The organism is Roseivirga spongicola (genome assembly GCF_034376045.1).
GTDB classification, from domain to species: domain Bacteria; phylum Bacteroidota; class Bacteroidia; order Cytophagales; family Cyclobacteriaceae; genus Roseivirga; species Roseivirga spongicola.
Map to the genome: position 1 here is coordinate 4,067,238 of NZ_CP139724.1, position 25,949 is coordinate 4,093,186.

Below are 25,949 nucleotides of genomic sequence, written 5' to 3' on the forward strand. Positions count from 1 at the left end.
GTTCTCAAAGTTAAAGAAATTAGGTTGTGGGTTAAACTAAATTAACCGAACATGAATTTCTTTACTCGCACCCTAAGCTGTTAGAAAGGAGCTTCCTCATCGTTAGTAGGCAAATTAGGCTTATCACCACTATTGGCCTTACTTTGGAAAGTCATAGTATTTCCGCCTCCCGACTCAAAATTACTTCCTCCTCCTGAAGGGAAGGTATTTCCGTAAGTTGCGGTACCGCCATAATTCATATCTAGATCACAGAATTTGGTGTACTGACCAATAAACTTCAACTGTACATTTTCTAATGAACCATTTCTGTGCTTGGCAATAATCACCTCACCAGTTCCTTGAGTTGGCATGCCACTTTCATCTTCCGTAATACCATAGTACTCAGGTCGATAAAGGAACATTACCATATCGGCATCCTGCTCAATTGAACCGGATTCCCTGAGGTCGGAAAGCTGGGGACGCTTATCTCCGCCTCGGGTTTCTACGGCACGGCTTAACTGCGAAAGTGCAATTACGGGAACGTTAAGTTCCTTAGCCAAGTTCTTCAAAGCTCTGGAGATTGACGCGATTTCCTGTTCACGGTTACCGCTTCCTCCTCCACTTTTTGAAGAGTCGCCCGACATCAGCTGGAGGTAATCAATTACCACTAGCTGAATATCGTGCTGTTGTTTCAACCTTCGGCATTTCGCCCTCAATTCGAGGATTGAAAGACCTGGGGTATCATCTATAAATATGGGGGCTTTAGTCAAATTAGCCGTTTTGTGCACCAACTGAGCCCATTCGTGCTCGGCTAGTGTACCTTTCTTAATCTTTTCACTACCTAGTTCAGCTTCTGCAGAAATCAATCTGTTAACCAACTGAACCGATGACATCTCTAGCGAGAATATGGCGCAACCCTGTCCGTGATCTACTGCCGCATTTCTCAAGGCTGAAACCACAAAGGCAGTTTTACCCATACCCGGACGAGCCGCGATAATAACCAAGTCAGATCGTTGCCATCCAGAAGTCACTCTATCTAGAGCAGTAAAGCCTGAAGGCACACCTGTTAGACCATCTTGATGGTCTTTTCTCGCCTGAATTTCTTCTAGGGCTGTGGCCATAATGTTCTTCATGCTGTCATACTCCTTACGAATATTCGCTTCAGAAACCTCAAAGAGCGACTGCTCCATGCGGTCTAACAACTGAAAAACATCGGTAGTATCTTCATAGGCATCTTTCTGAATCTCAGAAGAGATTCTAATGAGCTCACGCTTAATCGATTGTTCAACAATAATTCTGGCGTGGTACTCAATATTGGCTGCCGAAGAAACTCGGTTGGTAAGTTGAGTAATGTAGTAAGGACCACCTGCTATCTCCAGCTTACCTGCCTTTCTTAAATGACTGGTTACTGTTAAAATATCGATAGGCTCTGAGGCCTGGAAAAGATCATAAATAGCCTGATAAATTTCTTTATGGCTGTCTTTGTAAAAAGAGTTTGGACTAAGAATATCAATTACATTGGTAAGCGCATCTTTTTCCAACATCAACGCACCCAAAACCGCCTCTTCCAAGTCCGTTGCCTGAGGTGGTAGTTTACCCAATTGGGCTCCTTCCACAGACATGTTTTTAGACTTGTATCCGAGTCGAAGTGCTGCTGATTTCCCTTTTTCCATTTTACAAAACTATCTCTATCAACCTCATAAATTCAAGCAGATGAGCACCTTTATTTTTCAACCATCTCATAGACAGTGATTAAACATTGGCAATCAACTTTTTGGCAGTTGTCCACATCATTATCCACTTTTACCAACAAGGAGCGTTCAACATTTGAACGACCCGTCATTTCCTTTATTTTTGAATCGTTCTTCAGAATATAATTCATGCTAAAAAATCAGAAAATTCACTTTATCGCTATTGGCGGAAGTGTAATGCACAACTTGGCTATTTGCCTTAAACTTCTTGATAATCAAGTAACTGGATCGGACGATATGTTCTTCGACCCATCAAAATCCAACCTAAAAAGACATGGCCTACTACCAGACAATGAAGGTTGGCATCCAGAGCGAGTGCATAGCCAACTTGACTATGTAATACTTGGCATGCATGCTAAAAATGACAACCCTGAATTACTCAAGGCCAAGGACTTAGGATTGAAGATTTACTCCTTCCCTGAGTTTATCCACGAGGTTTCAAAAGAGAAAATCAGATTGGTGGTAGCAGGTTCCCATGGCAAAACCAGCATCACCTCAATGATTCTTCACGTGCTCAATAAGGCTGGAAAATCGTTCGATTATCTAGTGGGTGCCCAACTAGAAGGCTTCGATACTATGGTGAAGATTTCCGATGCACCTATGATGATCATTGAAGGCGATGAATACACCACAAGCCCGCTAGACCTAACCCCAAAATTCTTACACTACAACCATCATTTTGCTTGTATTACCGGCATAGCATGGGACCACTTCAATGTATTCCCTACCCTAGATATTTATGAAGAACAATTCCTAAAGTTCATCAACCAAACGCCTAATAACGGTAAGGTCTTTTATGCCGAAGTAGATCAGGCACTTTGTAAGATTGTAGAACGTGCCGAACCCAACGAGGAGCAACTCATTCCGTACAACGCGTTCGAATCGAAAATTGAAGACAATCAGACCATTGTACTTTGGGAAGGAAGAGAAATTCCACTTCAAGTTTTCGGAGATCATAACCTCCAGAACCTCAATGCTGCCAGGCTACTATTGAACCAAGTTGGCATTTCGGACGATGAGTTCTTCGAACATATTCAGTCTTTCACAGGTGCTTCAAAAAGACTTGAGTTGATCGGTCAAAATGACTTTTCTACCATTTACAAAGACTTTGCACATGCGCCATCTAAGCTAAAGGCTACTTCTGAGGCTGTAACCAAGCAATTCAAAGACAGAAAACTAACTTCAGTACTTGAGTTGCATACTTTTAGTAGCCTCAATAAGCAATTCATTCATCAATATGAGGGCTGTTATGACCTACCCCAGCAGGCCATAGTGTTTATCAACCCTGAAGCGGTAAAAGCCAAAAAGTTGGAAATGATTTCTGAAGATGAACTGGTTGACGCTTTCAAGCGCAAGGATCTCAAATTATTTACCGATGCGGAGAAGCTTGAGCAGTTTATTCTGAGCCAAGACTGGAATAATAGAAACCTTCTTTTGATGAGCTCAGGAAATTTCGGAGGTTTGGACATAGAAAAAATCAAAGACACAATTCTTAGCTAATGCAACTCAACCTTAAAAACCCGCTGGTATTTTTTGACCTTGAAACTACCGGAATCAACATTGCTCAAGATCGAATCGTAGAACTGGCCTTTTTAAAGGTGATGCCTAATGGCGAAACGGAGAAGAAAGTGCACTTGGTGAACCCAACCATTCCAATCCCTGAAGAATCTGCCATGATTCACGGCATTAGAGATGAAGATGTAGCTGATAAACCCACCTTCAAAGAACTAGCAAAAAACCTAGCTAAGTTCCTCGAAGGCTGCGATTTAGGCGGATTCAATATTGTTCGATTTGACGTTCCGCTTTTAGTGGAAGAATTTTTAAGAGCTGGGGTAGATTTTGAAGTAAGCCAACGCAAGTTGATCGATGCGCAGAAGGTATTCTTCCTGATGGAACAACGCACGCTGACAGCCGCTTATAAGTTCTATTGCGGAAAAGAATTGGAAGGTGCTCATGGTGCTGAAGCCGATAACGATGCCACTTACGAAGTATTCAAAGCGCAAATTGAGAAATACAATGGCCAAGCGGTGACTGATGCTTCAGGTAGAGACTTGGGTAAAATTGAAAATAACATGGCTTCTATTCATCATTTGGTGGCCAGTAACATGGTAGATTTGGCGGGAAGAATGGTTTTCAATGACAAAGGCGTTGAAGTATTCAACTTTGGTAAGAACAAAGGCAAACCAGTGGCAGATGTACTCAAAAGAGAACCAGGTTATTACGACTGGATGATGCAAGGCGACTTCCCTCTGGACACTAAGCGCAAACTGACTCAAATTAAGTTGAGAGGTTTTCAGATGTAATTATGAAAAGGTACTTATTTACATTTTTTGCTCTTTTAGTAATGACTGTGCTTTGGAGCAACAACCTCAATGCTCAAACAAAAGAATATAAATCCAAGACTGGGAAGTTCAGTTTCAAATACTTTGAAGATTGGAGTATAGAGGAAAGCGATGGAAGAGTAACTATATTTGCTCCAAAAGATGGCTCCAGGGATATACACAGGGAGAATTGGGGTATATCTATGGCTCCTGCCAACTATTTAAGTCTTGAAGAATGTTACAAAAAATATATTCTAGATGCATTCCCGGATACTTTCAACAAGTTTAAGATAATTGATGAAGGTAATGACGACCATAATGGCATTCCCAGTCAATGGATCAAATATTCTTTCCAAGAGAATGATCAAGAAATTTCGAATCTTACGACTTTGCTGGTCCATAAGGACCAACTCTTTATTCTAATTGGCTATTCGCTCTCCGATGATTTTAATTCAAAATATGCAAAGCTATTTTCTGATATGATGATCACATTTAGAGTACATAAGGATTAACTCAAAAAACCTCATAGTCAACGGTATTTAGGGTGGTCACATTTTCGACTCAATGGCGGTTGCGGGCTTTCTGGCTTCCAGCCCCCGTCTTCGGTCTTCCGTCCTCCCTCTTTGACCCGAACATTAAACATCTCCCTATTCCGTGACCTCTTTGCAGCTTTCCGTCTAAGGAGCAAATGCTTTCACAAATACTATTAATCCTCCTTGGGTTTGGTTTACTAATTAAAGGAGCAGACTGGTTGGTCTCTGGTGCTACAAAACTTGCCAAGAAGTATGGCATTTCCGATTTGGCCATTGGCCTCACCATAGTAGCCTTTGGCACTTCGGCCCCTGAGCTAATTGTCAATGCGGTGGCCTCATATCAAGGCCATGCAGAAATCGTATTTGGCAACATTATAGGTAGCAATAATTTCAACCTGTTTGTTATTCTAGGTATTGTGGGAATCATCTCTCCTATTGCCGTACAATCTAGCACCATTTGGAAGGAAATCCCCTTATCATTCATAGCTGCAGGGCTATTACTAATTCTCGCCAATACTTGGTTGTTTGGAAGCACTGCAGAGATCAGTAGACTAGAAGCTACAGCATTAATCGCCATTTTTGGTGCTTTCCTATTCTATGTTTTCAAACAGATGAAAACCGATGAGACTACAAGCCATGTTCAACCAATTGGAAGTTTTAAATGGGTTTGGCTACTAATTTTAGCAGGACTTGCCGGCCTAATTATCGGTGGAAAGCTTGTTGTAGATCAAGCCACGCTCTTGGCACAAAGTTTTGGAATTAGCGAAAGAGTGATTGGCCTTACCATTGTGGCTGCAGGCACATCTTTACCGGAGTTAGTAACCTCTGTTGTGGCAGCCTTTAAAAGGAACAGCGATATAGCCATAGGTAACGTTATAGGCTCCAATATTTTCAATATCCTTTTAATCCTTTCAATTAGTGGCCTTATAAGACCAATTCCTTATGACCACGCATTTAACCGAGAAATCTACGTCTTATTAATTGGTACAATTTTTCTTTTTACTGCCATGTTTTCGGGAGGAAAGAAGAAACTCGATAGATGGGAAGCCGCTATACTTCTTATAAGCTTTATCGGCTACTCTGTTTGGCTGATTGGATAAAACGACAACCATTCACCTGAGGTAAAATTAAGGCTATTGGGTATATCTTCTTAATGATCAATTTGAAGCTATTGTTGAAGTGCTCAAGTGGGGAAACCCTGGAAAGAAACCGAGATATACCTCGCGACAAATCTTGGCGAGAGACAAGCCAACTGATGCTTTATAAAGTTAGAAAGCCTTAGATTTATTGCTTGGTAAAAACTTAAAAAGCACGGATAGCATGCTATATTGGATGGCTAGCGCTTACTTTTATAAGCGTTAGCATACGTTGGTTTTAATTGAATGAAAGAATTAGATAGAAATCAAATTATATGGAGGTATATGAGCTTAGATAAGTTTATAGACTTTCTCTTGAATAAAAGATTGATTTTTAGTCCAATTGAAATAATGTCTGACCAAAACGAGGTTAGGTGGATTCTAGACACGATAGATGATAGCAATGAAAATCATCGTGAGGGAGTTGAAAAATTTGTTGAATCTCATTTGAAAAACAACTTTATCAGCTGTTGGACTAAAAATCCCGATGAAAAAATTTCTCTTTGGAGACATTACCTTGGTAAAGATGGAATTGGAGTCGCAATTCAGTCTACGGTGGATAGCATTTATAAACACGTAAATTGGGATGAAAAATCTTTTTCTATCCACGAAGTGATCTATAAAAAAGAACTAAAGTTTGAGGATATCGAAAAAGGTCAACTCAACTTTACTAAGAGCATAGCCTATAAAGACGAAGAAGAATTGAGAATTTTCACCCACTTCAACTTCATGAAATTTGATGAGGAAAAGAGACAACCTGTTTTCTTCAAACCTCCTAATCTTATGTCGATTGAAATTGATTTAGAAAATTTTATAGATAGTATTATGATTTCACCATTCTGTGCGAATTGGCAAATTGATGTTATCAAGCAATTGACTAAGGAAATTGCCCCAAGTCTTTCCGGAAAATTCATTACATCAATGATTAAAGAAAAAAACTAAAGCCAACAAAACCTATACGCAATAGCACCCTACGGTATGCTACTGCGCATACCCAAACCGTTGTGAGCAATTACAAAAATGAAAATAATTCAGTACATATTTTTAATCGGACTACTGTCAAGTTGTAAGTCTCATAGCAAAAATGATAGTACTAAATCAACTCAAAACATTCAAAATTCATCAATTGAAAATCAAGAGAGTATGACCATAGAAGCCCAAATTAAAGTATTTAAGACTTTAGGGTATGAATTCTCTAACGGAGTGACTAAAGATTTGATATTACGAGATGTCTATGAAATGACTTGGGAAGAAGAAACGGAGAAGCACCTTGAACAAAACCCTTATTCAGTTTTATATTATTTCTATGGCTGGCGAGACTCTCAAGTTGAAGGGTACAACTATACAGATGACTGTATCTGGTTTGACTTAGAATTTTTTGACCATAATTCACAATATAAATGGTTCATGGAAAGAATGGGAACAATAACACATGGTGAAATTGAATTCTCTGAAATAACAATTGAGACTGATTCTGAAAACTGGGAATGGATTTCTTTCAAAGTGAACGGGCAACCAAAAAAGTGGAAACTTGAAAAAACTGGATATATAGCCGACCACTTTGTCCAAAGGTTTTCATATCTACCAAAGGAGTTAAATACAAAAGGTAAATACACATACTACGATAATGGTGGTCAGCAATGGGTAATTGATTATGCTACAGAAAAAGAGCAATCAATCTTTAACGAAAAAACTGGATTGAACAGAGAATGGTTAGGAGATGGAGATCACTTCAGCGAACCAAGAGATTAAAAAACTACCTACAACACGGTATATAACAAATAGTGCGTTCGGTGATTCACGAAAGTTCGGTGCTATTTACTGACACCGCCAAATCGTTGATTTGGCTTTTAAGAATGAATAAATTAAAAACAAAATAAAACGTTTGACTCAGTGCAAACTTGAGAGTTTATCGCTTTCTTCTGCCCTACTTACCATACACAAAACCGTTAATCAAACTTCCTACTTCTCGCTCTATTACCTCATCACACTCCTCTCATAGAACTCTAAAGCCTCAGAATTCAGATCGTCTTTTAGTTAACCCCATTTTACTGTCATTTTATGCCAATGACAGCGGTTATTTTAGTAAGCTGAAAGCCTAAGGAACTAATCACTAAGCTGAAAAGTTGGTCAATAAAATCTAAAATACTCATAACTCACATTATCTAAACAACACCTCTACATTCATGAACAAAGCACTAAGAATTTTAAAGAAGGCCGTACTATGGACTCTCGCTTTTATACTATTGCTCGTTGTTACTGGTTTGGTCTATCTATATGTTCTACCAAAAGGACCAGAAGTAACTGAGCAAACTGAGTTAAGCACTGGAAAAGGCTCTTTTGTTATATATGCTTATAAAAACAGTAAGCGAAAATCAATTAGAGTATGGACCTACAAACCAGCAAACTGGAAAGACCAAGATAAAATAGTCTTTGTAATGCATGGTGGCGGTAGAAACGCAGATGACTACCGAGATGCCTGGGTTGAATTAGCTGAGGATAACAACTTGCTTATTATTGCACCTGAGTTTGAGAATAAATTCTCCCACCTTACCACTAACGATTATCAAGAGGGCAACCTCTTCACCTTTTTCAAAACGAAAAACTCGAAAAGTCAATGGGCATATACGGTAGTTGAAAACATTTTCGACCATATCAAGTCTGTCAATAGCATTACGAACGAGCAGTACGATATTTTCGGTCATTCAGCTGGCGGGCAGTTCGTTCACCGAATGATCATGCTTATGCCCGAATCGCGAATTGGAACAGCGGTAGCAGCTAACGCTGGTTTTTACAGCTTTCCAGATGAAACACTTCAATTTCCTTATGGACTAAAAAATACGGAGGTGAAACTCCAGCCAAATATTAAACAGGCTTACAATAAAAGACTAGTGGTACTTTTGGGCGAAATGGATAACGACCCAAGTTTAGGAACCTTTAGAACTACGGAGCTGGCCATGGAGCAAGGAAAGCATAGGCTCGAACGTGGCTCTAACTTTTTCCGTGCCAATAAGAGCTTGAGCGAAAAGAATGGTTGGTCATTCAACTGGTCAATCGACACAGTAAAGAATGTAGGGCACGATTATCGAAAAATGTCTGAAAATTCAGTGAAGTGGATCAATCACTAAAGTTATTCAGTGATTGATCCATTTTCCAGATCTGAACTTAATTTATCTCATTTTGCTGTTCTGGTAATACTCTACAGCTTTGGCCATTTGAGCATTGAGATCACTAATTCTTGTTGAGTGCGAAGGGTGAGTAGAAAGAAACTCCGGTGGTGCTCCACCACCATTGCTAGACATTCTTTCCCAGAACTTTGGAGCCTCTCTTGGGTCGTAACCAGCAATAGCCATAAAGATCAACCCTAGTTCATCAGCTTCCGACTCATGTTTACGTGAGAAGGCTAGCATTCCTAACTGAGAGCCTAAGCCAACTGCCTGAAATACCAGTTGCTGAGCCATGGTTGGGTCCTGCCCTAGTGCTACAGAGCCTAGCGAAAGGCCTATTTGCTGGGCATAGGCTGTGTTCATACGCTCTTGGCCATGTTTTGCCACAGCGTGAGCTACCTCGTGCCCCATTACAACAGCTACTCCAAGTTCATCTTGGCATACTGGCAAAATACCAGTGTAGAAGGCTACTTTCCCTCCGGGCATAGCCCATGCATTTATCATAGTATCATTCTCGATCAGATTAAACTCCCAATCGAAACCATCTAAAAGGCTACTCTGGCCATTATTACTCAAATACTCTTCAATAGCATCCTTAATTCTGAACCCCACTCGCCTAACCATAGCCGTTTGTTCTTCATTATTGGATATTCTAACCGAATCTATAACATCTCTATAAGCTTCGGCACTCATGGCCACCACCTGCTGGTCTCCAATAAGGCCTGTTAGTTGAGATCTACCAGTGATAGGTACTGTAGTACATGCCCAAACGGCAACCGCTGAAAGAAAAATGAGAAGCGCAACGCGCCATTTATATATTGTTTTCATGCTTGTTCTTAACTTTATCTTATCAATTGAAACAGAGGTCCGTTGAAATTTGTTGTGAATTTAAGGTCCTTTAAGCTTCCGATACTAAAACTACTCTATGAAAATTATTGCTATTGGCAGAAATTACGCTGCTCATATTGCCGAACTCAACAATGAGAAACCCGCTCAACCAGTTGTATTCATGAAGCCAGACACGGCTATTCTCAGAAACAACGCACCATTTTACTATCCTGAATTCTCAAAAGACATCCACTTTGAGGTAGAAATCCTCTTAAAAATCAACAGAGAAGGCAAGTATATCGACCAAAAATTTGCTCATAAGTACTACGAAGAAATTGGCGTAGGAGTAGATTTTACGGCAAGAGATTTGCAAAGCCAGTGTAAAGAAAAGGGCCTACCATGGGAAATTGCCAAAGGATTTAATGGCTCTGCTCCTATATCTGGTTTCAAGCCTAAAACAGCATATGACTTGAATAATCTAAACTTTTCGTTAAAGCAAAATGGTGAACTAAAGCAAGAAGGAAACACAAGCCTAATGCTCTTTTCTTTCGATGAAATTGTGGCTTACGTTTCGCAGTACTTTACTTTAAAGAAAGGCGATATTATATTCACAGGTACACCAGCGGGTGTTGGTCCGGTAGCCATAGGAGATAAATTGGAGGCGTATATTGAAGAAGAAAAACTATTGGAATTTGAGATTAAGTAGAAAGAGTTCAATCTGGTGTTTGCTCGTTTTATTGTCTGCTTCGCTGCAGGCTCAGTACGACAATATTGACAAAGATTATTACAGTTTCCCCATTCAACCTGAAAGCGAGAATTTTCTCAGTGGCAATATGGGTGAACTTAGGTCTAGTCATTTTCATGCTGGGCTAGACATCAAAACTAATGGTGTAGAAGGCCTTGAAGTGTACTCAGCTGCCGATGGTTACGTAAGCCGAATTAGAGTAGGAACTGGTGGCTATGGCAATTGCATCTACATTCAACACCCTAATGGTACTTCAACAGTTTATGCGCATTTAAAAAACTTCAATGAGGTTTTAGCCCAATACACGCTAGAAGAGCAGTATAAACGTAAGTCATTCGCTGTTAATATTTTCCCTAAGAGAAATGAATTACCTGTAAAAAAAGGCGAAGTTATCGGCTTAAGCGGAAACAGTGGTTCTTCAACTGGCCCACATCTTCACTTTGAAATCAGAAGTAGCGACCATAAAGTGTTAGACCCACTTAGAATTGGTTTTAACCAGGTGAAAGATAACATTCCTCCTGCTCTGGAAAGACTTGCCGTAAAAAGCATGGACATTCATGCAAGAGTTAACGATCAATTTGGTCGCTTTGAATTCGACATTAGAAGGAAAAATTCTGATGGATTAAACACAGACACTATTGCCGTTAACGGCAAGGTTGGCTTAGAACTTTATGCTTATGATCAACTGAATGGGGCTCCCAACAAAAACGGGGTCCCTTTATTCGATGTCTTTGTAGATGATGAGCTTTACTTCAGCCAAAACATTGACAGCATAGATTTTTCTCTTCAGAAAAACATACTCATTCACACCAACTATCAGGCTACTTTAGAAACCAGAAAGCGCTTCAGCAAGCTCTATATAGATGATGGCAACCCACTCAATTTCTACGGAAAAAAGAAGAACAGCGGCCTCATTAATATCAAACCAAATGAAGTAAAGCATATTCGCATTGAGGCAAGAGATGCTTATGGTAACCAAACAACGGTGAACTTTGTGCTAAAGGGAAAAGAGAAAATTGCTTGTATATCCGAGCCTATAGAGGTAAAAAAAGACAGCTATACGCTCGATAACACCTTAATGCTCTTTCAGCCTAGAGATTCTACAAACAACAAAATCACAGTTTATAATAAAGAAGGTTCAAAGATTTATGAACCAGCCTATTTCAACGATGAGAACAACGTTTACCTAATCGACTTAAGAAATACACTGCCTAGAGAAGTGGTTTATGCCGATGGTAGCGAACAGCATCTACTCTATTCAGATCGAGTACCTGCGGCTAGTGAGCACTCTTTCCTTGCAGACACGTACTCTTTAAAGTTTTCGAAAACCACATTATTCGACACCATCTATTTCCGAGCAAGACATTATGTAGATGAGCAGTCTAAACGAGACGTTTTTGAAATATCAGAAAACATTTACCCATTGAAAGGTGGCATAACCGCTCAGCTCCAATTATTGGGCGAATATGATTCTCTAGACCAGTATCATCTATATGCGGTAAACAACTCCAGATTCCCCTCATTTGTGGGTGGATCTATTGAGAACGGAAAGCTTAACTTCAGCCTGTACAGTTTTGGAAAGTATACTCTTCTGAAAGACCTTAAGCCACCGACAATTAAAAAAAGAAGTGTTCAGAATAATATTATTAGTGTAACTATTAGTGATGAACTTTCAGGGATTAATAACTTTGAAGCCAAGCTAAATGGTGAGTGGTTGCTCATGAATTATGAGCCAAAAAGGAACCTACTCTGGTCTGAAAGACTTGATAAAAACAAACCATTAAAAGGACAGTTTGAATTGAAAGTGGCAGACAATGCCGGAAATGAATCAATTCTAAAACTAAATATTGAATAAAGCATGAGCTTAAAAGAAGGAGACAAAGCACCAGCCTTTGAAGGAATAGACCAAGATGGTAATCCGATTAAACTATCAGATTTTTCAGGTAAAAAACTAGTTCTGTATTTTTACCCTAAAGACAATACTCCTGGTTGTACAGCACAAGCTTGTAATCTCAGAGATAATTATCAGGCACTCTTAGATGCTGGCTATGCCGTAGTGGGAATCAGCTCTGATTCACCAAAGAAACACACTAACTTTATCAATAAATTCGAGCTACCTTTCCCTCTTATTGCAGATGAAGACAAAAGTATTCACGAGCAATTCGGAACTTGGGTAGAGAAGCAAATGTATGGTAGAAATTATATGGGTACTGCCCGAACTACTTTCATCATAGATGAAAATGGCGTTATTGAAGAAATCATCTCAAAGGTGAAGACTAAAGAGCACGCCAATCAGATTATTAAATAGTATTCAACAACCATAAACTTATTTTAAGGTGAGCAAATCAAACATTGAAGAACTTGAGCGCATAGCTTCTCAGGTTAGAAGAGACATCGTGCGAATGGTGCATGGTGCAAGCTCAGGTCACCCAGGTGGCTCTTTGGGCTGTGCCGACTTTTTAGTAGCACTATATTTTAACGCTATGAACCGCAAAGATGGCTTCGACATGGACGGAAAAAACGAAGATCTATTCTTCCTTTCTAACGGTCACATCTCTCCGGTTTGGTATAGTGTATTAGCTCGAGCAGGATATTTCGATGTAAATGAGCTTGCTACCTTTAGAAAAATCGATTCGCGTCTTCAAGGCCACCCTGCCACAGAAGAAGGCTTGCCAGGTATTCGTGTGGCCTCTGGTTCTTTAGGACAAGGGCTTTCAGTAGCCTGTGGTGCCGCTCAGGCCAAAAAGTTGAATAAAGAAGACAACTTGGTATTCGCACTAATGGGCGATGGCGAATTGGAAGAAGGTCAGGTATGGGAAGCAGCTATGTATGCGGCCCATCATAAAATTGACAACCTAATTGCTACGGTAGATTTAAACGGCCAACAGATTGATGGCCCTACTGAAGAGGTAATGTCATTAGGCGATCTTAGAGCCAAATGGGAAGCATTCGGTTGGCATGTAATTGAGAGCAAAGGAAACGACATGGATAGCTTGGTTGCGAGCTTGGAAGAAGCTAGGTCATTGACTGGCCAAGGCAAACCAATCATGAACCTTATGCATACTGAAATGGGCTATGGAGTAGACTTTATGGTTGGTACTCACAAATGGCATGGCGTTGCTCCGAACGATGAGCAATTGGCCTCTGCCCTATCTCAATTGGAAGAAACTTTAGGCGATTACTAATTCAACATCATGGCAAAATTCACTTATACAAAAACACAAGACACTAGATCTGGCTTTGGTGCTGGTTTAGCAGAATTGGGCAGAACTAACCCTGATGTTGTAGCACTTTGTGCCGACTTAGTAGGGTCGCTTAAAATGCAAGACTTCATCAATGAAAATCCTGATAGATTCTTTCAGGTTGGTATTGCTGAAGCGAACATGATGGGCCTTGCAGCAGGTATGACTATCGGTGGGAAAATTCCATTCACTGGCACATTCGCCAACTTCTCTACAGGTAGAGTTTACGACCAAATTCGTCAGTCTATCGCTTATTCTGGCAAAAACGTAAAAATTTGTGCTTCACACGCTGGTCTTACATTAGGAGAAGATGGTGCTACACACCAAATTCTGGAAGACATTGGCATGATGAAGATGCTACCTCATATGACTGTTATTAATCCGTGCGATTATAATCAGACTAAGGCAGCTACTTTGGCTATTGCAGAACATGACGGACCGGTTTACCTTCGTTTTGGTAGACCAAAGGTGCCAATTTTCACTCCTGAAGATCAAAAGTTCAAGATTGGCAAAGCCCTTCACCTTATTGAAGGTTCTGACGTTACCATTTTCGCTACAGGTCATTTAGTTTGGGAGGCTATTTTAGCAGAAGAGGCTTTAGAAAAAGAAGGCATCAGTGCAGAAGTAATCAATATTCATACGATTAAACCTCTAGACGTAGAAGCTATTTTAAAGTCAGTAGCCAAAACCGGTTGTGTAGTAACAGCCGAGGAGCATCAAATGAATGGTGGCTTGGGAGACAGCGTAGCTCAAACCTTAGCACTTAACCATCCGGCACCACTAGAAATGGTGGCAGTGAACGACTCTTTTGGAGAAAGCGGTATTCCTGATGAATTGATGAAAAAGTATGGAATAGACGCTGAAAACATTGTAAAAGCAGCGAAAAGAGTGATAAAGAGAAAGTAATCTCACTAAATCACAGCAAAGCCCTGATTCACTAATCAGGGCTTTTTTTGTGCTTATCGAAGAAAAGGAACAGCTCATCGATAATCTCACCAATAAGTACTCGTTAAGAGCATCTTTGATTGAAAATACAGACATGGAGAAGAGAAGGGTACTTTTGGTAGAAGATGATTCATTATCGGTGAAGCTGTATGTGAAACTCTTGAGTAAATGGGGGTATGACGTAAGCTATGCTAACAACGGCATGCTAGCCCTAGAGATGCTTGAAGAGGAATCTTATGACTTATTGTTAACTGACAATCAACTACCATTGATGACAGGCAGCGAGCTGGTTGAAAAAGTGATGAAAACAAGGCCTACGCTTAAGACTCTTATTGTCACTGGTGACAGTGCTAGTTTATTTGCCTCTCTAACAAAGACCACTGTTCTCCGCAAACCAATAATCCCAGATTATCTGAAGTTCAGAATTAATCAAATACTTGTCAGCAATACCTAAGGATTGTAGTCAATTAAAAATATTGGTTCTCCACGATAATCAAATTCTCTAATTACTTTATGAGACTCTGGTAAATCACTAGCATAACACAAATAGAACCCTTCTTTAAAGTTATTCACCTGATTTAGCACAGATCCTCTCTCCCGCTCAAGATAAAAAACAACGGTAAGCGAGATTCTAACATCTCCCAACCTTCTTAATCGCTCACCTTTAGTTAGTTCTGCCAGTTCAATTCCTAAAGCTTTATCTCTTGCTGCTCCTGTAGTCTTCTCTCTAGATTGTGGTACAATAGCCGAAAAACCTAACCTTAGAACTACTAACAACCCAAGAATCACCAAGTAAGGCCTAACAAGCTGTCTACTCAAACAGACTATTAAGACTGCCAGTAGAAGCACCCCTACAATACTAATCACCCAAAGCCTATCAATTTCTTCTAAACCTCCTATAAAGGGAATTGCCGCAAAACCCAGAGTAAGTATTCCTAGTAAAATAAAGGCCGCATACTTCAAATATTTCTGCTTCCATGCCTTATCAGACTGTAGGTAAACGGCCATTAACACCACACAAGCAAATGGAAAAATTGGATAGACATACCTTGACCTGCCTTCGGTTGAAAACCAATAGATCAAAAAATTGAATATGAAAATAAGAAGGGCAAACCAGACCAACCTATTACCCTTTAACTCTCTGAGAGTCTTTTTAGAAAACAATAATGGCAGCACTAATGTGGCAGGTATCAGGTTTTTAAGGGTATCTAAAGGGAAAGAAATCAAGTGGTTTAACCACGCGACAATTCCACCCCCAGCGGCTTTATCTGCCGATTCTGAATACAGAGTATTCCACCAACCCGACACATCTTCATACTGACTATACTTGTAGAAATAGCTAAAAAGCAAGGCAGAGAAAACCAAAATACCTGAGAAATGAGCTAGAGATAAGAGCCTTTTAAAGTCCCTTTTCCAAATAAAATAGACCAATAAACTGATGGCTGTAAAGGGTAGTGAACTGAGTCCTTTGGTAAGAAAGCCAAGTGCTGTGAGCACGTACACAGTAATGAACAGCGTATAAAATCTTCCTTTTTCACCACAATGGAAAATCAGAAAAATAGAACTACTCGTGATGAGTGCATAAAACAAATCTATTTCTCCTAAAGCACTAAAGTAGACCAGAATATCTACACTCAACAAATAACTCAGCGCTACCAAAATAGCCGCTTGTTTAGTTAAATACTTCCTAGAGAATAAGTAAGTAACTCCACCTAGCAGAGTATGGCTCAGAACTGAAAAAAAACGAGTAGCAAATTCTGTTACTCCAAAAACCTTATACGCGGCAACAAGTGCCCAATTATAAAGAGGTGGTTTCCTAAAATAAAGATCTCCCGTTTGTGTTGGAACCCACAAGTTATCTTGAAGCATCATTTCTAGTGCAATAAGACCACGCCTTGGCTCTTCTAAAAACAAAGGGTAAATACCCAGTTGATAGAAAAACGCGAACATAAGCCCCCCAATTAAGAGCCATAAATAGTTCTTTTCAAACTTAGAAAACTCAGCTTCTGCCAGCATGCATCAAAACTAATAGATAAGCACAATTCAGTAAGCAGAACTTGATTAATTTCGCATATGGATTCAAAGGATGTGTTCATTAAACATGTAGCTCAGACCTCGCCTTTTCCGCTTAAAATTGAAGTTGAAAAAGCTGAGGGTACGTATATTTTCGATAAAGAAGGAAAAAAATACTTCGACCTCATCTCTGGAATTGCAGTGACTAATATTGGTCATCGGCATCCTAAAGTTGTAGCTGCCATCAAAGAGCAAGTAGATAAATACCTCCACGTGATGGCCTACGGAGAGTTTGTTCAAGACTCTCAGAATGGTTTGGCTAAGGAGTTGGCTAAGCTTCTTCCCTCAACTTTAGACTGTTGCTATTTTGTCAATAGTGGCACTGAAGCCATAGAAGGTGCGCTAAAACTAGCTAAAAGAGTAACAGAAAGAACGGAAATCATCTCGTGCCATAAATCATACCATGGAAGCACCCATGGCTCATTAAGTGTTTCAGGAAATGAAACCAAGAAGTACCGATACAGGCCTTTATTGCCAGATGTCAAGTTCATGCACTTTAACAAATTGGAAGACCTTGAGTTGGTTACGGAAAAAACAGCCGCGGTTTTAGTTGAACCTATTCAGGGAGATGCCGGGGTTAGAATAGGTTCTCAAGAATTCCTAGAAGCTCTTAGACTCAAATGCACAGAGACTGGCGCTCAATTGATCTTTGATGAAATTCAAACTGGAATAGGAAGAACAGGTAAAATGTTTGCCTTTGAGCATTACGGTGTTGTTCCTGATATTTTAGCCTTAGCCAAAGGACTTGGCGGTGGAATGCCTATCGGATCCTTTATTTCATCTCATGAGAAAATGAACCTGTTTACTCATGACCCCATCCTTGGCCATATCACAACTTTTGGAGGGCACCCTGTTGTTTGTGCATCAGCCTGGGCAAACCTAAAGGCTATTCAGGAAGAGAACATGCTAGAACATGTGGAACAAAAGGGACAATTACTAGAAGAAACCATTGCACACCCTGCTGTTAAAGAAATTAGGAGGAAAGGCTTAATGTTAGCAGTTGAGTTCGAAAACGCTGATCTTGTTCAAAAGATAGTCCATGCCTGTCTCGATAAGGGCATCATCACTTTCTGGTTTCTCTCTTGCCCTGAGAGCTTTAGACTAGCCCCTCCTATTAACATTTCGGATGAAGATATACTGGAAGCTGGTAAAAGGATAAAAGAGGCAATAATGGCTTCATGCTAAAACAAAAAGCCGCTATGAAATCACAGCGGCCTTTTATGTAATTGATCAGACTGTTTTCTTATTGATTAGGCCCTATGGCCATTCCGTAATCGCTTTGCCTTAAAATCTTCACCTTCTCAGAGCCCATTACTACATAGTCTACTCTGAATTTGGTCATATCCTCAATACTTCCGTAGCAGATGAGTAGCTGAGCTTCACAACCTATAGTTATGCATCTTTCTACTTCTCTATCTCGAATTGCGATATTGATAGGTTCAGCATCTGCTCTAGCTAATACAATCCCTGAATTACCTCTATCGATCTTCTTGAAAGGGTAAATATGGTATTGCCCTCCTAAGCGATCTACCTGAAATTTCCTCAGGTCTAGTTGATCTAACGCATCTTCAGCCAAAAGAGTAACGTAACCGTCTTTAACTCCTAAGGCGGCATTTTCAACTATTTCGCCATTGCCAAGGTGAACATTAGCTCCTAAGAGCAGTCTACCTTCGGTTGCCTCTTGATAATTAACCAATGGAGACTCCGCGCAAGACGAAGCAAATAACAGTAAGCTTAAAAGGATTGATAATTTACCTATCAGTTTCATTTTCTATCTTTTTACAAAAGCCAAAAGCTCTTATATCCGAGTATTTCCCAGAGTGTTAGAAAATGATAGGTGTTGTTGGTGCGTTAAGAAAAAGTTGTACTTTTCCTTAACACAAAGTTAACCAATCTTCTCAATAATCAAATTGCTGTTAGTGTAAATACAGATGTCAGCAGCAATTTTTAAGCTTTCTTCTACAATTTCTTTACTGTCAAGTTGAGAAGCATGCTTTGTTAAGGCTTGAGCTGCAGCTTGAGCGTACATACTACCTGAACCAATTGCCGCAATACCGTTATCTGGCTCCAATACATCTCCTGTTCCAGATAAAATCAGGATATCATCTTTATCTACCACAATTAACATTGACTCCAACTTTCTCAAGTAACGATCCATGCGCCAATCTTTGGCTAGCTCTATAGCGGCTCTTTTCATGTTACCGCCATATGAATTGAGCTTTTCATCAAACCGCTCTAACAACGTAAAAGCATCGGCTGTAGAGCCTGCAAAACCAGTTACAATCTTTCCATCTTGCAACTTTCTAATCTTCTTTACATTGCTTTTAGCAACCGTATTACCCATAGTAGCTTGGCCATCTGCTCCTATTGAAATGGAACCATTGTGCTTAACAGCCAAAACCGTAGTTGATTTTATTTTTGTCATTTTGATATGCTTATAAACAAATCGTCCCGCTAGAAGCGGGACGGAAAATTTTCAATTTAAACTAGAATCCTCACCGGGTCTTCCAACAAACTCTTAAAGGTTTGAAGGAATGCCGATCCTACCGCTCCATCTACTACACGGTGATCGCAAGACAAGGTTACCTTCATAATGTTTCCAACAGTAAGCTCTCCGTTTTTAACAATGGCAGTTTCCTTGATTCCACCTACAGCCATGATACAAGAATCTGGCGGGTTAATGATTGCTGTAAACTCTTCAATACCGAACATCCCTAGGTTTGAGATGGTAAAGGTATTACCCTGCATTTCTTCAGGTTGAAGTTTCTTGCTTTTGGCTTTACCTCCTAACTCTTTCACCTCTGCAGAAATATGCGAAAGTGGCTTGTTATCGGCAAACTTTACAACTGGCACCAACAGACCTTCGTCTACTGCTACTGCTACCCCCACATGTACGTGATGGTTAATTCTGATTTTATCGTCTAACCAAGAGGCATTCACCATCTTGTGTTGTCTTAATGAAACTGCAGCAGCTTTGATAACCATGTCATTGAATGAAATTTTCACCGGAGAAATCTCATTCATGCTCTTTCTTGCCTCTATAGCCTTATCCATATTTATTTCCATGGTAAGGTAGAAATGAGGAGCAGTAAACTTGCTTTGCGCCAATCGCTTAGCGATTGTTTTACGCATTTGGCTTACTCTCATTTCTTCAAAACTTTCCTCACCAACTACTTTAGGTAGCTCTATAGCAGGTGCAGACTTAGCAGATTCCTCTGCCTTTTCTGGTGCTGCAGCTTTCTGAGTTGGAGTAAAGTTCTCTATATCTCTTTTAATGATTCTACCACCATCGCCAGATCCTTTTACCTGACCAAGGTCAATACCTTTGTCTTCGGCTAACTTCTTAGCTAATGGTGAAGCTTTTACTCTTCCATTAGAATTTGAAGATTCAGCTGCTGGAGCAGCATTGGTAGCTGATGATGCTGATTCTGTTTTTTCCTGAGGTTCTTCAGCAGGCTCTTCAGCTTTTTCTTCCGAACTCCCACCTTGTTGGTCTGCTTTAATCAATGCCTCATAATCAGCACCTTCTTCACCAACAATAGCCAGAATACCATCAACCTTTACCGACTCGCCTTCTTTAGCACCTAAGTAAAGCACAGTTCCATCGTTGTAAGACTCATACTCCATAGTGGCCTTGTCTGTCTCAATCTCAGCCATTAGCTCACCAGACTCAACAGAATCTCCTACTTTCTTTAACCAAGAAGCGATAACACCTTCTTCCATGGTGTCGCTCATCTTTGGCATTCTTACAATCTCAGCATTAATGCTGCTAGTATCTATCTTCTCTGCTTTTTCTGCAGGAGCTGATTTTTCTTCTTTTGGGGCTTCCTCTTCCTTCTCTTCAGATGTAGATCCATTATCATTCAAGAGCGCCTTATAGTCTTCTCCTTCTTTACCAACAATAGCCAGAATTCCATCTACTGCTACTGCTTCTCCTTCTTCTGCTCCCAAGTACAGAACTGTACCATCATTGAATGACTCATAGTCCATGGTGGCCTTATCTGTTTCAATCTCAGCCATTAACTCTCCAGATTCTACTTGATCACCAACTTTTTTATGCCAAACAGCAATGACACCTTCTTCCATGGTGTCACTCATCTTCGGCATTCTTACGATTTCAGCCATATTACTTGTTCAAAATTTGAGCCCCAAAAATAGTTTTAAAACAATGTATATTCAAATTAAAGCACCTAGAATAAACGCCCCTTATACACTAGTTTAACCTGTACGTGCATTTATTTGTAAACAACATACAGAGTATTTGATTCAAAAGGCATTTTTACCGATCTTGGTTCAATTATTTGACCAATTAAATGCTTCCGAACTACTCCATTGCATCTGAGTCGCAACTCATAAAAGAACACTTTGGCATAGAAATTCCTGAGAACCACAAAGGGACCTATAACGCTCAACCTACTGACTTACTTCCAATTATTACCAGTGCAGACCCTGATGAACTCAGCTTTTTTCACTGGGGAATTCACCCTTCTTTTACTAAGAGTAAAGGCGTAAGTCAAAAACTGATTTTCGCTCCGGCCGAAGAAATTCTGAGCAAAGCATCACAAAGAAAAAGTATAAAACAACAAAGGTGCATTATACCTGCCGATAGCTTTTATTGCTGGAAGGATGTAGGGAAAAAAGAGCAAGTACCTTATAGATTTTATCTTCAGAACAATAGTCTTTTCAGCATTGCTGGCATTTGGGATACTTTTGAAACGGAAGAAGGTGAACAGGTAAACACTTTTATGATGCTCACTACTATGGCCAATAATGATGTGGCCGATGTGAGTAACAGAATGCCTGCTATTTTGAATGATGATTTGCTAGATGAGTGGCTAAATGAAGCCAATACCTCAGAGAGTATTTTAGAGTATGTAAAGCCTTTTAATGATGAACCATTAAAAAGCTATACGGTAAATCCTAAACTGGCCGATCCGAAGTTTAACAGTATTGATTTATGGGAAAAGGTACCGCCAGCCAATCAGTTTGGCAACTTGACTCTGTTTAATTAATCTGGCTGAACAAGGTCTACTTTAATATTTTCCAGCTTAATATCTGATACCAATTGCAATTGCTCAGTAACAAAGGCATAGTCTAGCTCTTGAGCTGGGAAATCTTTGTCTATAGTATAATTTCTATAGTCTTGAAATAAGATTCCTTCGACCTCTCTTTGATTATAGGCCTCTCTAAACCTTACACCTCCTCCATTAATATTAAAAGAGTAGGCCAAATAGTCCATAGTGAACTTCTCTTTATGAATCCAATAGACATAGGCATTTTCAAAGTCTTCCTTTTCACCTCCTCTTTCGCCATAGGTTATTTCAACCTTATAGTAAGGCTGACCCTTTATGTCTACCGAACGCATTAATTGCCTGTTCACAACAGGGTCGTTCAAATTAAAAGGTAAAAGCGCGAAGTAGATAACTGAGTTGGTTGATGAACGGTAGGTTCGAAGGTCTTCTCTGTTAAGCTGAATTTCCTTCTCATCTATCATTCGCTTGAATTTCTTGTTAGACCAAACATCCGTCACCCAACCATTGTCAGACTTGAAAGTACGTTCATAGACATATTCACCATCGCTAACCTTAGCTCTGTAGTGTCTGTTTCGGAAGTCAAATTGCACCTCCATGTTGTCATAGTTACTCCCTCCGTGCTTTTGCACAGCTTTTTCAATCACTTGATCTGCTGTTAACTCCGATTCTTGATGACCACAACTATATGCCGAGAGAATGGCTATTGCCAAAAAATAATAAATACCGCTCTTTTTCATTTCACTCGAACTACTTCCGAACTCTGATACGAATAAGTGTCTGTGATGTTTCTATTTTTCCAAATATCAATCTTACATCAATTTTTCGGGGTCAGCCAACTATTCATCAAAAATGTTAGTGATTACCTATTTTTCCGTCCATTCTTTAGGCGTAGAATTCTAACTAAAACATGTAAACATTCTGATTTGACTAAATTATGTAACTTGGAAGCCACCAAAAGGAAATTATCAGCTGAACTTCTGGTTTCAGCATGTACTCAAAGTAAACTCATCGCCTGTGAAAAAATCTAAAATTGTTGGGCTGGGGCACTACGTTCCAGAAAAGGTTGTCAAGAATAGTGACTTGGAGAAAATAATGGATACGAACAACGAGTGGATTGTTGAACGTACTGGAATAGAGGAAAGAAGATGGTTCGACCCTGAAAAAGATACTGTATCAAATATGGCAACCCGAGCAACACATGTTGCTTTGGAAAGAGCTGGTTTAGATGTGAAAGAAATAGACTTCATTGTTTTCGCTACCATTACTCCAGACTATTTCTTCCCAGGTTCGGGAGTATTACTTCAAAGAGAGCTCGGGCTTCAGGGTATTGGAGCCTTAGACATTAGAAATGCTTGCTCTGGCTTTATTTATGCACTTTCTATTGCCGACCAATTTATTAAAACTGGTATGTACAAAACCATACTTGTGGTTGGGGCCGAAATACAGTCATCTGCCTTAGACAAGTCTACCGAAGGGCGTTCTAGCTCCGTAATATTTGCCGATGGTGCTGGCGCAGCTATTCTTCAAGCCACAGATGAAGATAAAGGCGTTCTTTCTACTCACCTTCATGCCGATGGAGATTATGCAGAAGAATTATATGTTAAAGACCCGGGCTCTAGCAGAAAAGTCAGACTTTCTAAAGAATTGCTGGATGGTAAAAGTTTCAACCTAACTATGAACGGAAATGCTGTTTTCAAACATGCAGTGGTACGGTTTAGTGAAGTCATTAATGAGGCATTATCGCAGAACGGCCACACCCCAGAAGACATTGACTTATTAGTACCACACCAAGCGAACCTGAGAATTAGCAATTTTGTGCAAAAGCAGTTTAATCTGCCAGACAATAAGGTTTTCAACAACATAATGAAGTTTGGCAATACTACTGCAGCTTCAATTCCTATTGCCATGAGTGAAGCTTGGGAGCAAGGCAAAATCAAAGAAGGTGACTTGATTTGTTTAGCCGCTTTCGGTAGTGGATTCACTTGGGCTTCGGCACTGATTCGCTGGTAGTAATGCTCTCTGAAGAACATATTAACTTCTTGCAGTCCAAAGATTACTTTTTACTAAAGCAAGAAGTAGATAACCAACTCAATTCCATTCTTTACGCCCTACAGCAAAACATTTTAAATTGCTGGCAGAGCTGTGAGGAATGGAATTTACCAGTTGGCATATCTAAAACACCTGGTAAAATCATTAAAGGATACAACCACAACAACTTTCCCTATCAGGTTTTTGACTTCCCCTCTATCTTTGAGAAAAAGAACATCTTTACCTTTAGAGTAGTAGTTTGGTACGGCAACTTCTTTTCCATAAATCTGATTCTCACCAAGAAATTTAAAGACCTATATAAAAATAATCCTGAACGGTTTTTAGACTCTCAAACCCAACTTTTAAAGTCTGAAAACATCTGGGAAACAGACACTTCCTCACTCCAGAGCATTCCCATGCACATAGATTATATGAATGAAATTTCTGCCTATTTCGAAAAAAGCGAATCAATAAGACTCTTTAGAAGGTTTAACATGAACCAAATCAATGACATTCATCGTTTGACACTTGAATATTTTAATGATTGGTTTGCAAATTGAATTGGCTCAATATTTGTTAAAATTAGGCCGTTCTCAACCACCACAATTTATGCGGCAAATAAGAAGCACTTTCATATTCCTTTCTTTCTTAGTTCCATCACTCCTATTACAAGCTCAAGATAACTTCAATCTTATTTTTCCTTCTACCGACACTGAACTTGCCTATGAAGGCGCTTTCAAAGACGGCAAACGCAACGGATTATGGGTAGCATACAACGAAGACAGCTCCTACATTCATAGAGGAAACTATTATGAAGGAGTAAAAACAGGATATTGGAACGTTTTTGTAGACATGGTAGAAAGAGCCAGAGTCAGCTATAAAAACGACAGCCTAAATGGTACCTATTATTTATTCTACCCCAGCAGAGTAATAGCCGTAAAAGCCAATTTTGCTAGTGATCAGCTAAATGGAGATTGGGAATCATTTCGAGAAGATTCTTCTATGCTTGAGAAAGGCACATTCAAAAATGGAGTCAAAACTGGTACTTGGCAAGGTTTTTATAAAAATGGGGCCATTGAATTCATCTCAGACTATCATAATGGTCAGCTGCATGGTGGCTATGTTTCTTATGATGAATACGGGGATAAAACGGTAGAAACCTCCTACAAGAATGGCTTGCTAGATGGCTCATGGAGAAAGTTTGACTTCGATGGTTTTGTCATCGAAGAAGGTCAGTTCGTAAAAGGGGAAAGGGATGGAACCTGGGAATACAGCTATGGACCGAATATGAAGGCTGCGGTAGAATATTACATTGAAGGTAAAAAAACAGGCACTTGGGTAACCTATCATCCAAACGGAAGAAAAGCTTCCGAAATCACCTACAAAAACAATGAACCAGTTGGCACAGCCAAAAGCTGGCACCCCAATAGACAACTGGAGTCTATTACTCATTACAAGTTCGGTTTAGCCGATAGCCTTTATCAACAGTATTATAGTAATGGAGTTTTAACCATGGAAGGCCTTTTTGAGCTTGGCTTGAAAACTGGCCCTTGGAAGATTTTTCATGAAAACGGAATGATTTCAGAACTCGGAAGATATGCCAAAGACAAGAGAATAGGCAACTGGAAATCGTTCGACACGCAAGGCACCCTAATTGCCGAAGGGTCGTACCTAGAAGATAAAGAAGCGGGCCAGTGGTTTTACTACTACAACAATGGAAAACTGGAGTCTATAGGAAGCTTTGTAAAGGGAGAAAAAGATGGCTTATGGGGATATTTTCATAGAGATGGAGACGGTATGAAGGAAGAAAAATGGAACAATGGAAAACTTCTTTCTCTTACTGATTTTACGGATAACAATGGTGACACTCACTCTTCTGGTTCATTAAAAAATGGTAACGGCCTAGTAATTAACTATTATGCCGATGGTGAAGTATTCTCTCAAGGCGATTACGTGAATGGAATGCCTAATGGAAATTGGACTTTCTATGATGAAAAAGGTAGAAAAGTAACCTCTGGAACTTTAAAAGATGGTGTAAAAGAAGGCGCATGGCAAATCTTCAGTAGATATGGTCAAGTAATAGAGGTTGAGCTATATGAGAATGGAGAACTTACCCGTAGTAGCAGAAATGACTAAACAATAAGTCTTACCTTCTGTTCCTTAGTCAT

The 25,949-nt window shown here is 39.8% G+C and carries 25 protein-coding genes; 18 read left to right on the forward strand and 7 right to left on the reverse strand.

Annotated elements, in window-relative coordinates; all coding sequences use genetic code 11:
• Positions 1 to 80 precede the first annotated feature (80 nt).
• Positions 81 to 1,652: a replicative DNA helicase gene (gene dnaB, locus T7867_RS17830; protein ID WP_068224300.1), complete on the reverse strand. Its 1,572-nt coding sequence runs from the start codon at positions 1,650 to 1,652 to the stop codon at positions 81 to 83.
• 207 nt (positions 1,653 to 1,859) lie between these two features.
• Here dnaB and T7867_RS17835 point away from each other — a divergent pair, with 207 nt between their 5' ends.
• The 7 genes from T7867_RS17835 to T7867_RS17865 all read left to right on the forward strand — a co-directional run bounded on the left by T7867_RS17835 (position 1,860) and on the right by T7867_RS17865 (position 8,848).
• Entirely contained in the window at positions 1,860 to 3,230 is a 1,371-nt protein-coding gene (locus T7867_RS17835; protein ID WP_068224303.1) for a UDP-N-acetylmuramate--L-alanine ligase, read from the forward strand.
• A complete protein-coding gene (locus T7867_RS17840) occupies positions 3,230 to 4,033 on the forward strand; it encodes a 3'-5' exonuclease (protein ID WP_068224306.1) in 804 nt (267 codons plus the stop codon). Before T7867_RS17835 ends, T7867_RS17840 begins: the two co-directional genes overlap by 1 nt.
• Before the next feature lie 2 nt (positions 4,034 to 4,035).
• Positions 4,036 to 4,563: a hypothetical protein gene (locus T7867_RS17845; RefSeq protein WP_068224309.1), complete on the forward strand. Its 528-nt coding sequence runs from the start codon at positions 4,036 to 4,038 to the stop codon at positions 4,561 to 4,563.
• A 176-nt stretch (positions 4,564 to 4,739) separates the two neighbouring features.
• Entirely contained in the window at positions 4,740 to 5,684 is a 945-nt protein-coding gene (locus tag T7867_RS17850) for a calcium/sodium antiporter (RefSeq protein WP_068224312.1), read from the forward strand.
• A gap of 282 nt (positions 5,685 to 5,966) precedes the next feature.
• Positions 5,967 to 6,662: a hypothetical protein gene (locus tag T7867_RS17855; protein WP_068224317.1), complete on the forward strand. Its 696-nt coding sequence runs from the start codon at positions 5,967 to 5,969 to the stop codon at positions 6,660 to 6,662.
• Positions 6,663 to 6,740: 78 nt separating this feature from the next.
• The gene (locus T7867_RS17860) at positions 6,741 to 7,472 is read left to right on the forward strand and encodes a hypothetical protein (protein ID WP_068224321.1); all 732 of its coding nucleotides are present in this window, start codon (positions 6,741 to 6,743) and stop codon (positions 7,470 to 7,472) included.
• 434 nt (positions 7,473 to 7,906) lie between these two features.
• Entirely contained in the window at positions 7,907 to 8,848 is a 942-nt protein-coding gene (locus T7867_RS17865; RefSeq protein WP_322299617.1) for a hypothetical protein, read from the forward strand.
• Positions 8,849 to 8,890: 42 nt separating this feature from the next.
• On the opposite strand, the gene T7867_RS17870 is transcribed toward T7867_RS17865, so the two are convergent.
• Positions 8,891 to 9,715, reverse strand: a complete 825-nt coding sequence (locus tag T7867_RS17870; protein WP_273276278.1) for a M48 family metallopeptidase — start codon at positions 9,713 to 9,715, stop codon at positions 8,891 to 8,893.
• A gap of 97 nt (positions 9,716 to 9,812) precedes the next feature.
• Between T7867_RS17870 and T7867_RS17875 the strand changes: the two genes are divergently transcribed.
• From T7867_RS17875 to T7867_RS17900, 6 genes are read left to right on the forward strand one after another with little or no spacing between them, the layout of a single operon-like run.
• The gene (locus T7867_RS17875; protein ID WP_273276276.1) at positions 9,813 to 10,421 is read left to right on the forward strand and encodes a fumarylacetoacetate hydrolase family protein; all 609 of its coding nucleotides are present in this window, start codon (positions 9,813 to 9,815) and stop codon (positions 10,419 to 10,421) included.
• Positions 10,422 to 10,440: 19 nt separating this feature from the next.
• Entirely contained in the window at positions 10,441 to 12,315 is a 1,875-nt protein-coding gene (locus T7867_RS17880) for a M23 family metallopeptidase (RefSeq protein WP_322299618.1), read from the forward strand.
• A gap of 3 nt (positions 12,316 to 12,318) precedes the next feature.
• Positions 12,319 to 12,768 (forward strand): thioredoxin-dependent thiol peroxidase, encoded by a 450-nt coding sequence (gene bcp, locus T7867_RS17885; RefSeq protein WP_068224346.1) that lies wholly within the window; start codon positions 12,319 to 12,321, stop codon positions 12,766 to 12,768.
• A gap of 28 nt (positions 12,769 to 12,796) precedes the next feature.
• Positions 12,797 to 13,645 carry a transketolase gene (locus T7867_RS17890; RefSeq protein ID WP_068224351.1) on the forward strand — a complete coding sequence of 283 codons (849 nt, stop codon included), beginning with the start codon at positions 12,797 to 12,799 and terminating at the stop codon, positions 13,643 to 13,645.
• 9 nt (positions 13,646 to 13,654) lie between these two features.
• Positions 13,655 to 14,608, forward strand: coding sequence for a transketolase family protein (locus T7867_RS17895; protein ID WP_068224353.1), 954 nt, complete (start codon positions 13,655 to 13,657; stop codon positions 14,606 to 14,608).
• Positions 14,609 to 14,657: 49 nt separating this feature from the next.
• The gene (locus T7867_RS17900; RefSeq protein WP_068224356.1) at positions 14,658 to 15,101 is read left to right on the forward strand and encodes a response regulator; all 444 of its coding nucleotides are present in this window, start codon (positions 14,658 to 14,660) and stop codon (positions 15,099 to 15,101) included.
• Here the strand turns inward: T7867_RS17900 and T7867_RS17905 are convergent.
• Complete coding sequence (locus T7867_RS17905) at positions 15,098 to 16,663, reverse strand: ArnT family glycosyltransferase (RefSeq protein ID WP_068224358.1); 1,566 nt, start codon at positions 16,661 to 16,663, stop codon at positions 15,098 to 15,100. The genes T7867_RS17900 and T7867_RS17905 overlap by 4 nt on opposite strands.
• Before the next feature lie 57 nt (positions 16,664 to 16,720).
• On the opposite strand from T7867_RS17905, the gene T7867_RS17910 reads away from it, so the two are divergent.
• Positions 16,721 to 17,905, forward strand: coding sequence for an aspartate aminotransferase family protein (locus T7867_RS17910; RefSeq protein ID WP_068224361.1), 1,185 nt, complete (start codon positions 16,721 to 16,723; stop codon positions 17,903 to 17,905).
• A 58-nt stretch (positions 17,906 to 17,963) separates the two neighbouring features.
• Here T7867_RS17910 and T7867_RS17915 read toward each other — a convergent pair whose 3' ends face one another.
• From T7867_RS17915 to T7867_RS17925, 3 genes are all read right to left on the reverse strand, one after another.
• Positions 17,964 to 18,488 (reverse strand): hypothetical protein, encoded by a 525-nt coding sequence (locus tag T7867_RS17915; RefSeq protein WP_157717714.1) that lies wholly within the window; start codon positions 18,486 to 18,488, stop codon positions 17,964 to 17,966.
• 117 nt (positions 18,489 to 18,605) lie between these two features.
• Entirely contained in the window at positions 18,606 to 19,145 is a 540-nt protein-coding gene (gene hslV, locus T7867_RS17920; RefSeq protein WP_068224367.1) for an ATP-dependent protease subunit HslV, read from the reverse strand.
• A gap of 56 nt (positions 19,146 to 19,201) precedes the next feature.
• Positions 19,202 to 20,845, reverse strand: a complete 1,644-nt coding sequence (locus tag T7867_RS17925) for a pyruvate dehydrogenase complex dihydrolipoamide acetyltransferase (protein ID WP_068224371.1) — start codon at positions 20,843 to 20,845, stop codon at positions 19,202 to 19,204.
• A 188-nt stretch (positions 20,846 to 21,033) separates the two neighbouring features.
• Between T7867_RS17925 and T7867_RS17930 the strand changes: the two genes are divergently transcribed.
• Positions 21,034 to 21,732, forward strand: coding sequence for an SOS response-associated peptidase (locus T7867_RS17930; protein ID WP_068224379.1), 699 nt, complete (start codon positions 21,034 to 21,036; stop codon positions 21,730 to 21,732).
• On the opposite strand, the gene T7867_RS17935 is transcribed toward T7867_RS17930, so the two are convergent.
• Complete coding sequence (locus T7867_RS17935; protein WP_068224381.1) at positions 21,729 to 22,490, reverse strand: DUF6503 family protein; 762 nt, start codon at positions 22,488 to 22,490, stop codon at positions 21,729 to 21,731. The two genes, T7867_RS17930 and T7867_RS17935, sit on opposite strands and share 4 nt — an antisense overlap.
• Before the next feature lie 277 nt (positions 22,491 to 22,767).
• Here T7867_RS17935 and T7867_RS17940 point away from each other — a divergent pair, with 277 nt between their 5' ends.
• The 3 genes from T7867_RS17940 to T7867_RS17950 are packed head-to-tail and all read left to right on the forward strand — an operon-like array spanning position 22,768 to position 25,917.
• Positions 22,768 to 23,763, forward strand: coding sequence for a 3-oxoacyl-ACP synthase III family protein (locus T7867_RS17940; protein ID WP_068224386.1), 996 nt, complete (start codon positions 22,768 to 22,770; stop codon positions 23,761 to 23,763).
• A 2-nt stretch (positions 23,764 to 23,765) separates the two neighbouring features.
• Positions 23,766 to 24,341, forward strand: coding sequence for a hypothetical protein (locus T7867_RS17945; protein ID WP_068224388.1), 576 nt, complete (start codon positions 23,766 to 23,768; stop codon positions 24,339 to 24,341).
• 49 nt (positions 24,342 to 24,390) lie between these two features.
• Positions 24,391 to 25,917: a toxin-antitoxin system YwqK family antitoxin gene (locus T7867_RS17950; RefSeq protein WP_185101297.1), complete on the forward strand. Its 1,527-nt coding sequence runs from the start codon at positions 24,391 to 24,393 to the stop codon at positions 25,915 to 25,917.
• Positions 25,918 to 25,949: the final 32 nt, after the last annotated feature.

Bases quoted from the DNA above. Each gene is read 5' to 3' on its own strand.
- T7867_RS17860 (WP_068224321.1), top strand. From the start codon at position 6,741: ATGAAAATAATTCAGTACATATTTTTAATCGGACTACTGTCAAGTTGT.
- bcp (WP_068224346.1), top strand. From the start codon at position 12,319: ATGAGCTTAAAAGAAGGAGACAAAGCACCAGCCTTTGAAGGAATAGAC.
- hslV (WP_068224367.1), bottom strand. From the start codon at position 19,145: ATGACAAAAATAAAATCAACTACGGTTTTGGCTGTTAAGCACAATGGT.
- T7867_RS17935 (WP_068224381.1), bottom strand. From the start codon at position 22,490: ATGAAAAAGAGCGGTATTTATTATTTTTTGGCAATAGCCATTCTCTCG.
- T7867_RS17850 (WP_068224312.1), top strand. From the start codon at position 4,740: ATGCTTTCACAAATACTATTAATCCTCCTTGGGTTTGGTTTACTAATT.
- T7867_RS17845 (WP_068224309.1), top strand. From the start codon at position 4,036: ATGAAAAGGTACTTATTTACATTTTTTGCTCTTTTAGTAATGACTGTG.
- T7867_RS17840 (WP_068224306.1), top strand. From the start codon at position 3,230: ATGCAACTCAACCTTAAAAACCCGCTGGTATTTTTTGACCTTGAAACT.
- T7867_RS17865 (WP_322299617.1), top strand. From the start codon at position 7,907: ATGAACAAAGCACTAAGAATTTTAAAGAAGGCCGTACTATGGACTCTC.
- T7867_RS17905 (WP_068224358.1), bottom strand. From the start codon at position 16,663: ATGCTGGCAGAAGCTGAGTTTTCTAAGTTTGAAAAGAACTATTTATGG.
- T7867_RS17950 (WP_185101297.1), top strand. From the start codon at position 24,391: ATGCGGCAAATAAGAAGCACTTTCATATTCCTTTCTTTCTTAGTTCCA.
- T7867_RS17915 (WP_157717714.1), bottom strand. From the start codon at position 18,488: ATGAAACTGATAGGTAAATTATCAATCCTTTTAAGCTTACTGTTATTT.
- T7867_RS17835 (WP_068224303.1), top strand. From the start codon at position 1,860: ATGCTAAAAAATCAGAAAATTCACTTTATCGCTATTGGCGGAAGTGTA.
- T7867_RS17870 (WP_273276278.1), bottom strand. From the start codon at position 9,715: ATGAAAACAATATATAAATGGCGCGTTGCGCTTCTCATTTTTCTTTCA.
- T7867_RS17925 (WP_068224371.1), bottom strand. From the start codon at position 20,845: ATGGCTGAAATCGTAAGAATGCCGAAGATGAGTGACACCATGGAAGAA.
- T7867_RS17930 (WP_068224379.1), top strand. From the start codon at position 21,034: ATGCTTCCGAACTACTCCATTGCATCTGAGTCGCAACTCATAAAAGAA.
- T7867_RS17855 (WP_068224317.1), top strand. From the start codon at position 5,967: ATGAAAGAATTAGATAGAAATCAAATTATATGGAGGTATATGAGCTTA.
- T7867_RS17875 (WP_273276276.1), top strand. From the start codon at position 9,813: ATGAAAATTATTGCTATTGGCAGAAATTACGCTGCTCATATTGCCGAA.
- dnaB (WP_068224300.1), bottom strand. From the start codon at position 1,652: ATGGAAAAAGGGAAATCAGCAGCACTTCGACTCGGATACAAGTCTAAA.
- T7867_RS17910 (WP_068224361.1), top strand. From the start codon at position 16,721: ATGGATTCAAAGGATGTGTTCATTAAACATGTAGCTCAGACCTCGCCT.
- T7867_RS17895 (WP_068224353.1), top strand. From the start codon at position 13,655: ATGGCAAAATTCACTTATACAAAAACACAAGACACTAGATCTGGCTTT.
- T7867_RS17945 (WP_068224388.1), top strand. From the start codon at position 23,766: ATGCTCTCTGAAGAACATATTAACTTCTTGCAGTCCAAAGATTACTTT.